The sequence below is a fragment of the Nonomuraea sp. NPDC049607 genome (assembly GCF_040675375.1).
GTDB lineage: Bacteria > Actinomycetota > Actinomycetes > Streptosporangiales > Streptosporangiaceae > Nonomuraea.
In genome coordinates this window covers 21,016-34,001 of sequence record NZ_JBFAOV010000005.1, presented here as the reverse complement: position 1 = coordinate 34,001, position 12,986 = coordinate 21,016, and the positions used below count along the sequence as shown (strand labels likewise).

Annotated in this window: 15 protein-coding genes; 6 read left to right on the top strand and 9 right to left on the bottom strand. The window is 72.9% G+C overall.

Annotated features, from left to right (window positions below; genetic code table 11):
• Positions 1-40 precede the first annotated feature (40 nt).
• Both AB0J97_RS12155 and AB0J97_RS12150 read left to right on the top strand, forming a co-directional pair.
• The gene (locus tag AB0J97_RS12155; protein ID WP_364087466.1) at positions 41-784 is read left to right on the top strand and encodes an ABC transporter ATP-binding protein; all 744 of its coding nucleotides are present in this window, start codon (positions 41-43) and stop codon (positions 782-784) included.
• Positions 781-2,103 carry an FtsX-like permease family protein gene (locus tag AB0J97_RS12150; RefSeq protein WP_364087464.1) on the top strand — a complete coding sequence of 441 codons (1,323 nt, stop codon included), beginning with the start codon at positions 781-783 and terminating at the stop codon, positions 2,101-2,103. Before AB0J97_RS12155 ends, AB0J97_RS12150 begins: the two co-directional genes overlap by 4 nt.
• On the opposite strand, the gene AB0J97_RS12145 is transcribed toward AB0J97_RS12150, so the two are convergent.
• The 6 genes from AB0J97_RS12145 to AB0J97_RS12120 form a co-directional block, all read right to left on the bottom strand.
• Positions 2,072-2,347 (bottom strand): hypothetical protein, encoded by a 276-nt coding sequence (locus AB0J97_RS12145; protein ID WP_364087462.1) that lies wholly within the window; start codon positions 2,345-2,347, stop codon positions 2,072-2,074. The genes AB0J97_RS12150 and AB0J97_RS12145 overlap by 32 nt on opposite strands.
• Complete coding sequence (locus tag AB0J97_RS12140; protein ID WP_364087459.1) at positions 2,332-3,150, bottom strand: alpha/beta hydrolase; 819 nt, start codon at positions 3,148-3,150, stop codon at positions 2,332-2,334. The genes AB0J97_RS12145 and AB0J97_RS12140 overlap by 16 nt, the downstream gene beginning before the upstream one ends.
• A gap of 338 nt (positions 3,151-3,488) precedes the next feature.
• Entirely contained in the window at positions 3,489-4,286 is a 798-nt protein-coding gene (locus tag AB0J97_RS12135; protein WP_364087457.1) for a S41 family peptidase, read from the bottom strand.
• A gap of 72 nt (positions 4,287-4,358) precedes the next feature.
• Entirely contained in the window at positions 4,359-5,414 is a 1,056-nt protein-coding gene (locus AB0J97_RS12130) for an ABC transporter permease (RefSeq protein WP_364087455.1), read from the bottom strand.
• On the bottom strand, positions 5,411-6,298 hold the full coding sequence (locus AB0J97_RS12125) for an ABC transporter ATP-binding protein (RefSeq protein ID WP_364087453.1): 888 nt from the start codon (positions 6,296-6,298) through the stop codon (positions 5,411-5,413). Before AB0J97_RS12125 ends, AB0J97_RS12130 begins: the two co-directional genes overlap by 4 nt.
• Entirely contained in the window at positions 6,295-6,687 is a 393-nt protein-coding gene (locus AB0J97_RS12120) for a GntR family transcriptional regulator (protein WP_364087450.1), read from the bottom strand. The genes AB0J97_RS12125 and AB0J97_RS12120 overlap by 4 nt, the downstream gene beginning before the upstream one ends.
• Positions 6,688-7,027: 340 nt before the next feature.
• Here AB0J97_RS12120 and AB0J97_RS12115 point away from each other — a divergent pair, with 340 nt between their 5' ends.
• A complete protein-coding gene (locus tag AB0J97_RS12115) occupies positions 7,028-7,162 on the top strand; it encodes a hypothetical protein (RefSeq protein ID WP_364087448.1) in 135 nt (44 codons plus the stop codon).
• A 171-nt stretch (positions 7,163-7,333) separates the two neighbouring features.
• Here the strand turns inward: AB0J97_RS12115 and AB0J97_RS12110 are convergent, their stop codons facing one another.
• Positions 7,334-8,350, bottom strand: a complete 1,017-nt coding sequence (locus AB0J97_RS12110) for a polysaccharide deacetylase family protein (protein WP_364087444.1) — start codon at positions 8,348-8,350, stop codon at positions 7,334-7,336.
• A 113-nt stretch (positions 8,351-8,463) separates the two neighbouring features.
• Here AB0J97_RS12110 and AB0J97_RS12105 point away from each other — a divergent pair, with 113 nt between their 5' ends.
• Together AB0J97_RS12105 and AB0J97_RS12100 are read left to right on the top strand one after the other, a co-directional pair.
• Positions 8,464-9,750 (top strand): cytochrome P450, encoded by a 1,287-nt coding sequence (locus tag AB0J97_RS12105; RefSeq protein WP_364087442.1) that lies wholly within the window; start codon positions 8,464-8,466, stop codon positions 9,748-9,750.
• Between the two features lie 96 nt (positions 9,751-9,846).
• Positions 9,847-11,643: a CocE/NonD family hydrolase gene (locus AB0J97_RS12100; protein ID WP_364087440.1), complete on the top strand. Its 1,797-nt coding sequence runs from the start codon at positions 9,847-9,849 to the stop codon at positions 11,641-11,643.
• Between the two features lie 164 nt (positions 11,644-11,807).
• On the opposite strand, the gene AB0J97_RS12095 is transcribed toward AB0J97_RS12100, so the two are convergent.
• Together AB0J97_RS12095 and AB0J97_RS12090 are read right to left on the bottom strand one after the other, a co-directional pair.
• Positions 11,808-12,002, bottom strand: coding sequence for a hypothetical protein (locus tag AB0J97_RS12095; protein ID WP_364087438.1), 195 nt, complete (start codon positions 12,000-12,002; stop codon positions 11,808-11,810).
• Between the two features lie 52 nt (positions 12,003-12,054).
• Positions 12,055-12,423, bottom strand: coding sequence for a hypothetical protein (locus tag AB0J97_RS12090; RefSeq protein WP_364087436.1), 369 nt, complete (start codon positions 12,421-12,423; stop codon positions 12,055-12,057).
• A 166-nt stretch (positions 12,424-12,589) separates the two neighbouring features.
• On the opposite strand from AB0J97_RS12090, the gene AB0J97_RS12085 reads away from it, so the two are divergent.
• Positions 12,590-12,979 carry a PPOX class F420-dependent oxidoreductase gene (locus tag AB0J97_RS12085; RefSeq protein WP_357707843.1) on the top strand — a complete coding sequence of 130 codons (390 nt, stop codon included), beginning with the start codon at positions 12,590-12,592 and terminating at the stop codon, positions 12,977-12,979.
• Positions 12,980-12,986: the final 7 nt, after the last annotated feature.

The following is a 12,986-nucleotide window of genomic DNA, read 5'->3' as shown; positions in this document are numbered from 1 at the left end:
ATTTATGACTCGTGCACCGTACGCCAATTCTGTGACGAAAATGGCTCTTGAACTCCACCATGTGACGAAACGCCACGGCGGCGGCGCCACCGCCGTGACCGCGCTCGACGACGTGTCCCTGGCGATCCCGCACGGCACCTTCACCGCCGTGATGGGCCCGTCGGGCTCGGGCAAGAGCACGCTGCTGCACTGCGCGGCGGGCCTGGACCGGCCCGACTCCGGATCGGTCGTCCTCGACGGCCACCGCCTGGACGGCCTCGACGAGGCGGCGCTGACCCGGTTGCGGCGCGAGCGGATGGGGTTCGTCTTCCAGTCCTTCAACCTGGTGCCCACACTGACGGTGGCGCAGAACGTGACGCTGCCCATGGAGTTCGCCGGCCGCCGCGCCGACGGGCGGCGGGTACGGGCGCTGCTCACCCGGCTCGGCCTGGGGGAGCGGACGGGACACCGGCCCGGCGAGCTGTCCGGCGGCCAGCAGCAGCGGGTGGCCATCGCCCGCGCGATGCTCGGCGAACCGGCCGTCGTGTTCGCCGACGAGCCGACCGGCGCGCTCGACACGCAGGCCGCCCGCGAGGTGCTGGGCCTCCTGCGCCAGGCCGCCGCCCAGGAGGGACGGACGATCGTGATGGTGACCCACGACCCGGTGGCCGCCTCGTACGCCGACGCCGTGGTGTTCTTCGCAGACGGCCGCGTCGTGGACCACCTGACACGCCCCGACGCCGCCACGGTCGCGGCCCGCATGGCCCGCCTGTCGGCGCCCGTCCACGCGGGAGGCGTGCGATGAGGTGGCGGCTGGCTTTCGGCACGATCGGCGCCCACCGGGCGTCCTACCTGGCCTCGGCCGCCGTCATGGCGGCCGGCACCGCGCTGCTCACGGCGTTCGCGAGCCTGCTGGAGACCGGCCTGGCCACGGGCCTCGACCAGGGCTTCCTCGTCATGCTGCCGGCCATCCTGGGCGGCTGGACCCTGGCGATCGTGGCCTTCGGCGTCGTGTCCACCGTGTCGCTGACCATCGGGCACCGCGAGCGCGAGCTGGCCCTGCTGCGCTCCATCGCGGCCACCCCGCGCCAGATCCGGCAGAACGTCGTGCTGGAGACGCTCCTCGTGGCCGTCCCCGCGATCGCCGCCGGGCTGCCGCCGGGCGCCGGGCTCGGGGCGGTCGTGCTGGCCCGGCTGGCGGACGGCGGCCTCGTCGAGGCGGGCGTCGAGCCGGTGGCGGGCTGGCCGAGCGTCGCGATCGGCGCGGGCACGTCCCTGGCCGCCGCCCTGGCCGCCGCGATGATCTCCAGTCGGCGCGCCGCGTCCATCCCGCCGGTGCGGGCGCTCGCCGCCGCCGCGCCCGGCCGGTCACTCGGCCGGGGCCGCGTCGTCGCCGGCGCGCTGCTGCTGGCACTGGGCCTGAGCCTGTCGGTGACGACCCTGTTCATGGACGACGGCCCCCTGCTGTCCAGCACCGCGGGCCCGGCGGGCGTCGCCGTCGCGGTCGGCCTGGCCCTGCTCAGCCCGGTCGCCGTACGGCCCGTCGGCCGGCTGGCCGAGGCCAGGCTGGGCGCGTCCGGGCGGCTGGCCGTCCGCAACCTGCACGCCCGTGCCCAGCACACCGGGAGCGTGGCCGGGCCGCTGATCCTCCTGGTCGGCATCGCCGGCGGCACGCTGTCCATGCAGAGCACCGAGGACGGCCTCCACCGGGGCGCCGCCGACGTCAGCGCGCGGCTCGCCCCGGTGAACTACCTGGTCGTCACCATGATCATCACGTTCACGGCGATCGTCGTGGTCAACACGCTGATCGCCGCCACCCGCCGCCGGAGCCGCGAGTTCGGGCTGCTGCGGCTGTCGGCCGCCACCCGAGGGCAGGTGATGGCGACGGTCGTGGCCGAGGGCGTGGTGACCGCGCTCCTGGCCGTCGTGCTCGGCACGGTCGCCGCCGCGGCGACCACCGTGCCGTACAACCTGGTCAGGACCGGCTCGCCGATGGCGGCCGGGCCCGGCTGGACGTACGCGGCCGTCGCCGGGGGCGCGCTGCTGCTCGTGCTGGCGGCCTCGATCCCCACGGCCGCGGGGGCGCTGCGGGTCAGGCCGGTCGAGGCGATGTCCGCCCCCTGACCGGGGGGCAGCCCGCCGTCCAGGCACGGAGCTTGTCGGGGTTGCGTACGGCCCAGAAGTGGCTGATCCGGTCGTTCGCCACCTCGAAGGCCATCACCGCCACGGTCACACCGTCCTGCTGGGCCACCAGGCCGGGCCGGCCGTTGACCGTGCGCTCCAGGATGGTCAGGCCGGCCGCCGCCGTCACCGCCGTCCTGGTCGGCCGGAAGGTGGTGCTGGAGCTCGACGTCACCGCGGCCCGCACGCCGCGGGGCAGAATCTGACCTCGGGGTAGCGCGAGGACGGCTCGTCCAGGAGGGGCTGCCGCTTCGACTTCAGGTGCAGGTCGAGGAAAGCGGCCACGTACGTGCGGGTGAGCTCGGCCGCGCGCAGGACGCCGGAGGCGGGCCTGATCCCGAGGGCGCCGGCCATCAGCGGCCCGTCGGTGAAGGACTGATGTTCCGCCCCCGACAACACGAGCCAGCGCTTCCACCCGGTCAGCAGCTTCCAGTCACGCTCCCACGAGGTGTCGCGACCGCCGGGGACGTGCTGCGGCGACCCCAGGAACAGGAACGGCCGGGAGAACCCGTTCTTGGGGATGCGGGCGTAGGTGGTGCCGTCCATGTCGACGCCGGCGCGCACGCGGGAGTCCCGCACCATGGTCGCCATGGCGCTCGCCCCGCCGATCGACTGGCCGACCATCGCGATCGTGGATCGGTCGATCAGGTCGGACCCACGCCATTTCGCCGGAAGCTGGTCGAGCACGAAGGAGACGTCGGCCGCCCGTCCCGCGACCACCCCCGTGCCGAAGCCCGGGTCGGTGTCGCTGTCGCAGGCCAGGCATTCGGCGACCCGCCCACCGGGGAAGGTCGTGGCGTAGCTCTCGTAGGTGTGGTCGATCCCGGCCACCACGTACCCGCGGCTGGCCAGGTCCTCGGCCAGGGACGTGAGCGTGTTCGTCGGATTGGTGAAGCCGGGGGACAACACCACCAGCGGCAGGTTCCGGCCCGCGGGTTCGGCGTCGGCGACGGCGTTGGTGCGCGTCCCGCTGAGCGTGCCGTCCGGCACGCCCCCGACCCCAGGCGCCGCAGGCCGAGCTCCGCCTCCTGCGGTGTCATGTACGCCGCCCGCCGCCCGTCTCGCCGCTCGGCCGGATACCACAGGGTGACCTTGAGCTCCCTGGCGTCGACGTCGAGGTTCCAGGGGTCGGGGCGGGAGGCGTCCTTCAGGTAGAGGGCGGTGGTGCCGACCGGATGGGCGCCGGTGGGGGCGGGCAGCGTGGCGGGCCCGGCCGACGCGGCCGACGGCGCGGCGGACCGGGGCGGCATGGGCGCGGAACAGGCGGACGCGGCCAGGACGACCAGTCCCGCGGCGACCGCCGGGAGCCGTCTCATCGAGAGGTCCATTCACTCCACCAGCAAGGTGAGGGCCTTGGCCAGCGCGGGGTCGCGCCCGGCGGCCGCGTCCCGCGGGGCCGGCGGCACGTGGTGGTCGGGCGGCACGCCGATCCGGTCGATCACCTCGCGATCGGGCCCGAGGTGGTGCCTGACGGGAAGGCTCAGAGTGGTGTCGTCGGCGCGCGAGGTCTCGCACCTGCCGTCCACGGTGCACTGGTAGGCGGTGACCTTGCCGTGGCCGAACCCGCTGACCAGCCGGGTCGCCTCCACAGGACTGCCGCCGCCGTTGCCGCGCAGGTCCAGCACGACGCCGGACAGGGGACGGCCGGTGCGCATACCGGCGATCGCCTTCAGTACCCGGCCCGCGGAGTCGGGGGCGAACCCGCGCAGCCGTACGTAGGCGACGTCGTAGTGGTCAGGGGGCTGCTTGATGTCGTGCGCCCAGCGGGCGTGGTCGTCGCCGAGGCCGGCCACGATGGCCTCAAGGGTGACGACGGCCAGCTTGTCGCGAAGGTCGGGGACCTGATCGGTGGTCCTGCGGTAGGCGGCCTCGAAGGCGGCCCAGTCGGTCCTGCGGTCGCCGGTCAGCGCCGGCATGGTGGACTCGGGCAGGTCGCGTCCGTCGCGGTTGAGCTCCCGGATCAGGGCGGCGAATCCGGCGCTCAGCAGCGCGCGGGCGTCCAGTGTGGCACCGCTGTAGTAGGTGCCGAGGATGCAAAGTAGGCCTGTTCGATGACGTCGATCGTGGTGGCCGCCTCCGGGCCGGGAGCTCCCTGGGGCGGCGGGCTGCCGTGCTCGCCTGGCCACGCGGCGGCGTCGGGGCCGTGCAGGCCGCCGCCAGGAGGAGGACGAGCCCGGCGGACGCGATCCTGGTGACGGTCATGACAGGCGCCTGCGGATCCACCAGAAGCAGAACCATGACAGGCCGAGGGCGAGCAGGGCGTAGATCCCGGTCTCGATCCACTGGAAGGGCCAGAAGCGCTCAAGGGGCTGGTAGGTGGCCCGCTGCCGATAGCCGAGCCGGTTGATCTCGACCATGCAGCCGTCCCCGGCCCCCGCCGACGGCGAGCAGGGCCCCGACGTGGTGGACACCCGGGCGGTCCCGTAGCCGCCGTCGCCGCCCTCGCCGCCGAGCACGCGCCCGGACGGATCGAGCAGGTCGGTGGACAGCACCCAGGCTCCCGCGTCACCGGGAACCGCCGACCTCAGACGGATCTCCACATATCCGCCTCGCTCCCGGTTGATGCCGATGCCGTCCACGTTCGCCTTGCCGAGTTCGAAGGTCGCGGTGATCGGGGGCATCAGGTGCGGCCGGACCAGCAGCGGCATCGCGAACTGGAAGGCGGCGAAGACGGCCAGCGTCAGCGCCATGGCGGGCAGCGTGCGGCGTACCAGCATGCCCACGGTCACGCCGAGGACGAAGGTGAAGGCCGCGTACCCCAGCGGGGCGAGGCCGCGCGCGCCGAACACCAGAGGAGCCATCAGGGCCAGGCTCTCGGAGGCTGACCTGTCCAGAGGGCTGGACCACCAGGTCACCATGAGAGCGCACAGGCCGGCGACGGCTATGGCGGTCAGGCCCATGAGCCCGAGCTTGACCGCCAGCCAGCGGCCGCGGGTGATGCTCTGGTTCCACACCATCAGGTGCGTGCCCGCCTCCAGCTCGCGGGTGATCAACGGTGCTCCCCAGAAGACCCCGGCGAGGGCGGGCAGGAGCAGCACGACGAGGGTCAGGCCCATGAACGAGGTCTCGTGCCCGCCGAAGAAACGGTTGTAGAAGCGGTCGCAGGTGTCGTCCTGGACGCAGGCCGCGATCCCGGCGGAGTAGTCGGAGGCCAAACCGGGGCCGGTCAGGGCCAGGGCGACGGCGAGGACGACGAGCAGGGCGGCCGTCGCCGCGGCCGAGCCGCGGAACTGGCGCCAGGTCAGCCAGATCATCGGCGCACCTCCAGGGCGACTCGCCGGTCCGCGCTGTGCTTGTCCAGGTAGGCCAGGACGAGGTCTTCCAGGCCCAGTGGGGTGACCGTCCAGGCGGGGTCGTGGATGGGGGCCTCGGTGCGGATCACGTACGTGCTCTGCCGGTCGGTGTGGCTGGCGGAGATCACGTGCTGGTCGGCAGGGAGCCGGTCGGGATCGCGGCGCGGGCCGGTGAGCCGGTGATGGGTGGCCAGCAGCTTGTCGGTCTCCCCGGCCACCTGCACGCGGGAGTCGACGAGCACGATCAGGTAGTCGCACACGCGTTCCAGGTCGGAGACCAGGTGAGAGGAGAGCACCACGCTGAACTCGTGCTCGACGGTCGCCTCCATCAGACCCTGCAGGAACTCGCGGCGGGCCAGCGGGTCGAGCGAGGCGACCGGCTCGTCCAGGATCAGCAGCTCGGGCCGCTTGGCCAGGCCCAGGGTGAGGGCGAGCTGGGCGCGCTGGCCGCCCGACAGCCTGCCCGCCCGGTGGGCGGGATCGAGACCGAGTCGCGCGATTCGTTCGCGCGCCATGGTGGCGTCCCAGCGGGGGTTGAGCCGCGCGCCCAGCCGCAGGTGCTCGGCGATGCTGAGCCCGGCGTAGGTGGGGGTGTCCTGGGCCACGAAGCCGACCTTGGCCAGCTGCGCCGGACCGCCGGCGGGCCGGCCGCCGAGCACGGTGATGCCGCCCGCCGTCGGCTCCAGCTGGCCACTGGCCAGCTTCAGCAGCGTGGTCTTGCCGGCTCCGTTGGGCCCCACCAGCCCGACGACGTGCCCTGCCGGGATGTCGATGGTGCACTCGCGCAGCGCCCAGCGCTTGCCGTATTTCCTGCCCAGTCCCTGGGCCTGCAGGACCGCGTTCACGCTATGTCCTCCTGAGAGGTGGTCCGAAAGGTGGTCATGAAGAGGGCCTCGATGCTTTCGTCGTCGAGTCCGGCCCGGCGGGCCTTGGCCAGCCAGCGCCGCAGCTCCAGCCGGAGCGGGCCGTGCGCGGCCAGCGAGGCGTTGGTGAGCGTCGCCGTCACGAACGTCCCCACTCCCGGCCGGGCGGCGACCAGGCCCTCGTGCTCCAGTTCGCGGTAGGCCTTCAGGACGGTGTTGGCGTTGATCGCCAGATGGCCCACGACCTCCTTGACGGTCGGCATCTGGTCGCCCTCGCGCAGCACGCCGAGCCGCAGCGCCTGCCGTACCTGCTGGACCAGCTGCAGATACGGCGAAACACCCGACCTGCCGTCCAGATGGAACTCGATCACCTGGATCCTCCATATATCTAGCCTGCTAGCACTTTAAAGTCCCAGATGTTAAAGGATCATAAGGAGCGCTGTACAGGAGGCGAGGAAGGCGCTGATCCAGACGCCGGGCCCGCGTCTGAACGGCCAGTGCCCCCTGGACGTGATCCGGTGGGCGAGCGCAGCCGCGGCCGCCACGACGGTCCACAGGAGAAGGGCCGCCGCCGTCCGGCGGGGGAGGGGCGGATCGGCGGACATCAGGCCGAGCAGCAGCATGTAGCAGACGAAGGCCACACGGGCCAGGAGGCGGCAGAAGGTCGTCACCGTACTCGGCCACGACAGCACCGACTGGAAAGACCTCCAGGTGCCGCCCGCGGCCAACGCTCCGTTCTTCTACGAGCCGAACTTCGACGACAGCGGCTGGTCGACCGGGCAGGAGGGCTTCGGCGCCACCAACGGCACCTGCGCCTGGAACAACGCCACCAACGTCCGCGGTTGATGCGCCCGTTCCCGCCAGGATGGCGGCGGCGATGACGAGGACGGCCGGCCATCGTGCGATGGCGTGTACCGGGACAACAACGGCACCGCCCGGCTCCCGGCGTGTCCCCCACGCGGCCCGCCGCCACTCAACCTGCAGCCCGGCCCTCGTACGCCGCCGCCACGCCCGAGGTCAGGGGCGTTCTCCGCGCTGCGCGGCCCGCAGGTCGAGCCAGCCGATCAGCTTGACGTCCTCGCCGTCCAGGACCTCCCGGACGTCGGGGTCGGTGAACAGGGCCAGCTCCCAGCCGCGCTTGGCCGCGCCCGGCATGATCGCGCGCAGCTCGTCGGTGTCCTCGAAGGGGTGGATGTAGATCTCCGTCACGCCCGGCCGCAACGAGCGCAGCAGGCCGATCATGTCCTTCTTGAGCGACTCGTAGTCCTCGCCGTCGGCCTGCTGGAAGGGCAGCGACCACAGGCGGTCGAGGATGACCACCCCGGCCTCGTCGGCCATCGCGGCCAGGGCCTGCGCCACGGGCTCCAGCTCCTCCGGCGCGCCGGTGCCCTCCAGCGAGCGCGGCAGGCGGAAGGGCAGGCCGAACTCGGCGCACACCGACAGGACGACGTCGAGGAAGTGGCGGCCGGTGGCCAGGCCGTACAGGCTGCCCATGTGGTTGTCGGCGTGCGAGGGGTCCAGGCCGAGCGCGACGGCCTTGCGGATCTGGTTGACGATCTCGACGCGGACCTCGTCGGGGTCGGCGGACCGCTCGAAGGAGGCGCAGTCGCGGAAGAAGTAGCCGGTCTCGTCCACCAGCGTGGGGACGGGCCGGTCGCGGGTGACCGGGCCCCAGCGGTAGCCCTCCCACTCGCTGGTCAGCGTCAGGTGCACCCCGACGTCGAAGCCCGCGGCCTCGGCGACGGCCTGCGGCGCCCACGGGCAGGGCGTCATCACCGTGGCCGAGCTGATCGCCCCGGCCCGCAACAGGGAGGTGATGCCGAGGTTGGCCGACCGGCTCATGCCGTAGTCGTCGGCGTTGACGATGAGCAGCCGGTCGTCGGGGGCGTGGCCGAGCCGGGAGGCGAGCGTCATCAGGGAACCCTTCGTAGGTGGAGGCTCGTGCGGCTCGGCGACCGCGGCCAGGTCGACGTCGTTCTCCGGCAGCACCGGCATGGGCAGGACGGCCTCCAGCGCCTCGGCCGGCCCGCGCACCGAAGGTAGGCCGGAAATCTTCCAACCGATCGTCCAGCACGGGACGACCTCCGTCAATTCTCGGTCCGGGTGGCGTACTTGCCGGGCGGGCGCGTACGCGAGACGGTGGCCAGGTGCCTGACATTCCCGGTCCCCCTCCCGCGCCGGACGGCGGGCTGAGTGCCGTCGCGGCCGCCGGCGGCCTGCACACCTACCAGCTCCGGCTGCACGAGCGGTACGGCCCGCTGGTGCGCTTCCAGCTTCCCGGCGCGCCGGAGGCGATCTCGGTGGCCGACCCGGTGCTGCTGGAGGCGACGGCCGCGATCGACGAGCGCCCCGACGAGCTCTTCGAGTTCCTGGCCCCCCTGTGCGAGGACGGCAACCTGCAGACGCTGCCCGCCGACGAGCACGGCCCCTTCCGCCGGGTCCTGCTCTCGGTCCTCGCCGGCCGCCGGTCGCACGAGGCGCACTTCGCCGGCTTCGTCACCCTGGCCACCGAGCTGGCCGACCGCTGGGAACGCCGCGCCGCCGACGGCCCGGTGGCGCTCCAGCAGGACCTGAGCGAGCTGTCCCTGCGCATGATCGCCCAGTACGCCCTGGGCGGCGGCCTCGCCGACCCGGCCCGGGTGGTGAGCGCGTTCGAGACCGTGCTGACCGTGCACCTGGGCCGCCTGTACGAGCGCGACGACGACCGGGCGCGCGGCGAGCGGGCGCTGGCGTACCTGCGCGAGGTCGTGGACGGGGTCCTGGCCCGCGGCGGCAGCGAACTGGTGACCGCCCTGGCGAAGGCGGACATGTCGCCCGCCCGGATCAGGGACACCGTGCTCATGATCATGCTCGCGGCCCACCACACCACCGGCGTGGCCGTCTCCTGGACCCTGCACCTGCTCGCGCGCAACCCCGGCCCGGCCGCGCTGGTGACCGCCGAGCTGGACGACGTGCTGGGCGAGCGCGCCGCCCCCGACTATGCCGACCTGCGACGGCTGCCGTACTTGGAGATGGCGCTCAAGGAGTCGATGCGCCTCTACCCGCCCGGCCCGTACGGCGCCCGCGAGACCACCGAGGACCTCACCCTGGGCGGCCACCACGTCCCGGCGGGCACCACGATCTTCTACCCCTTCTGGGCCGTCCACCTCGATCCGCGCCACTGGCCGGACCCGCACGCGTTCAGACCCGACAGGTTCACCCCCGAGGCGCAGGCCGCCCGCCACCGCTACGCCTACCTCCCCTTCGGCCTTGGGCCGCGCGGCTGCGAGGGCGCGAGCCTGGCCATGGTCGAGGCCGAGCTGGTGCTCGCCGTGCTGCTCAGGAGGTTCGCCTTCGAGCCGGTCGAGGACCATCCGGTGACGCCCGTCGAACGCTTCGTGCTGTGGGCCGAGCACGACATCCGCATGCGCCTGACCGGCCGCCGCCCCCGCTGACGCGCCGGACGGGTGTGGCGGGTCTTGCCTCGGCGTGCGCGCTGGCATATGAGTGATGCACGCTCGTTCGGACGCCGCCCATGCATGGGAGAGTCGATGAACATCCGCGGAAAGGCGACGGCCACTGTGGCGGCCGGCGCCCTGGTCACCCTCACCGCCCTCACCGCCGGCGGCCCGCCCGCCTCGGCCCGGACCGCCGCCCTGGGGGTGACGCACGAGGAGAACCCCCGGGTCCCCGTGGGCGCCGCCTGGACCGAGGCGTATTTCCCCTCCTCCGATGGCAGCGGCGTCGAGCTCCACGCCGACGTGCTGCGCCCGGCGCACCTGCCGGCCGCCGCGCGGACGCCGGTGATCGTCTCGGTCGGCCCCTACTTCGCCCACGCCGGGCAGACCGGCCCCGAAGGCTGGGACCGGGTCGGCCCGTCGGCGCGCTTCCAGGACTTCGTCGACGGCGCCGGGCTGATGGCCCGCGGCTACACCTTCGTGATGGTCGACCTGCGCGGCTTCGGCGGCAGCACCGGCTGCCTGGACTGGGTCGGCCCCGGTGAGCAGGCCGACGTGCGGGCCGCCGTCGAGTGGTCGGCGGCCCAGCCCTGGTCGTCCGGCAAGGTCGGCATGTACGGCAAGTCCTACGACGCGGTCACCGGCCTGGTCGGCAACAATCTCAGGCTGCCGAGCCTGAAGGCGGTCGTCGCCCAGGAGCCGGTCTGGAACATGTACAACTACCTGTTCAGCAACAAGGTCCCGCGGCCCAACGTCACGGGCACGCCGGAGGCGTACAACTCGATCGCGACGATGCCGCCGATGGCCGACGACAGCGACCGGTACAAGGCGAACGCCCAGTACGAGACCGCCCATCCCGCCTGCCTGACCGACAACGTCACCAACAACAACAATCCCGACCTGCGCTCGGCCTACTGGCGGGCGCGCAACCTGGCCGATCGGGCGGCCGGCACCAGCACGCCGCTGCTGGTCACCCAGGGCTTCATCGAGCCCAACACCAAGCCCGAGGACATGGAGGTCTACCTCGCCAACCACCGGGGCCGCGAACGCGGCTGGCTCGGCCAGTGGGAGCACGTGCGCGGCAACGACACCGACGCCCAGGGACGGCTGCTGCAAGGGCGCGCGGGCTGGTTCGACGAGGTGATGCGGTTCTACGACCAGTACCTGCGCGGCGTGCGGCCCTCGGTGGCCGACCCGGCGTACGCGATCGAGGACAGCCTCGGCCTGTGGCGCGCCCAGCCGACCTGGCCGGTGGCCACGACGTCGTACGAGGCCCGGCTGTCGGCCGGCGCGTACCTGGACGACGGCGGCGGCGCCGCGACGGCGACCTCGACCCCCTCGGGCCGCTGGGACATGGAGCACGCGCCGCCCCTCGAACCGCTCACCACCGCCGAGAAGAACTCGGCCAGGCAGAGCGCGGCCCCTTCGAGCAGCTTCTGGACCTGGTCCACGCCCGCCGCCGAGAAGCTCAGGCTCACCGGCACGCCGAGGATCAGGCTCGACGCGAGCACGAGCGGGAACGTGATGGTCCGCCTGTGGGACGTCGCCCCCGACGGCCGGGCCACCATGTTCGACGAGAACGTCGCCCTGCTGGAGCGCGCCGGCCCGGTCGCGTTCGACCTGAAGTCGCCCGACTGGACGTTCGAGCGGGGGCACCGGCTGGGCGTCCAGATCGGCACCATCGAGTCCGACGGCTGGCTGGACGTGCCCTCGGGCAACACGATCAGGGTCTCCGGCGCGCGGCTCGGCCTCGACCTGCTGTCGGCGCGGTCCGACGTGGCCACCCAGGGCGACCGCTCGCCGTACCTGGACCGGTACCTCGCGGCCTACACCACCACCCTCGGCGGCGTCGGCGCTGGCACCTTCCCGCTGCGGGTGTCCCGCCACTGACCGGGCCGGAAGCGCGCCGGAGCGGCCGCCTGGGCGGGGGTACGGCCGGCAGCAGGACCGAGCAGGCTGCCAGGGCGATGAGTAACCGGATGCCTCTCATGGCCTCAGTGTGCGAGCGACCCCTTGGGGATCACTGAGAACTGGGTCGGAGCCCCCGCGGGCCGTCAGGGCTCGACGCCGTGACGGTCGCCCGCGTCCAGGACGGCCACCACGCCGTGGCCGCCCACGCCCGTCCGAACCTCCAGGCCCGCCGCCCGCAGCGTGTCCGCGACCAGGGCCGCGGTGCGCCGCTCCTGGCCGGCCGGTTCGGGGTGGCGGTGGATCTCGCGGCGTAACTCGATCAGATCGTCGTCGCTCATGGCCGCATGCTGACACATCGCCCGGCCCCCGTCCCGGGGCGACGTGCCGGCGTCAGTTCGCCAGGCCGGTGAACATGCCGGGCTCGTAGGAGCCGCCCGGGGTGCGGACGATCACGTTGAGCCGGTTGTTGGCGTTGATCACGGCGATCAGGGAGACCAGCGCGACGACCTGGTCGTCGTCGTAGTGCTCGCGCACCCGGGCCCAGGTCTCGTCGGACACATCGTGGTGGCTGTCGGCGAGCCGGGTGCCCTCCTCGGCCAGGGCCAGCGCGGCGCGTTCGGCGTCGGTGTACACCGTGGACTCGCGCCAGGCGGCCACCAGGTTGACCCGCACCGCGCTCTCCCCGGCGGCGGCCGCGATCTTGGCGCCGAGCGCGTTGCTCATCAGGTCGAAACGGGGTTTCGTGATCGTGGTCCTCACTCGTGGACGGCTGGTCGTGGCCGGCCGCCGGCGCCGGACGGTCGTCGTCCGCCGCCGTCGTGGCCGGTCGCACAGGAGACTCCGGCCACCGGGCGCCTGTGACAGTGATCCGCGCCACATGAGGTGATTTGGGATGACGCCGGTGTCAACGTTGCATACTTCCCGCATGATTTTCACGCAGCCAGAGCTCGACTACCTGGCCGGACAGCACCTCGGCCGCCTGGCCACCGTCTCCCCCTCCGGAGACGTGCAGAACAACCCCGTGGGCTTCTTCGTGGACGCCGCCTCGGGCACGATCACCATCGGCGGGCACGCGATGGGCGCCTCCAAGAAGTTCAGGAACGTCCAGCGGGGCAGCACGGTCGCCCTCGTCGTGGACGACCTGGCCTCGGTCGACCCGTGGGTGGTGCGCGGCATCGAGATCCGGGGCACGGCGGTGGCCTCGACCGACCATGAGCCGCCGGTGCCGTACTTCTCGCGGGAGGTCATCACGATCACGCCCACAAGGATCGTCTCGTGGGGGATCGACGGAGGGCGGTCGTCGCGGATCGTCTGAGGGGCGC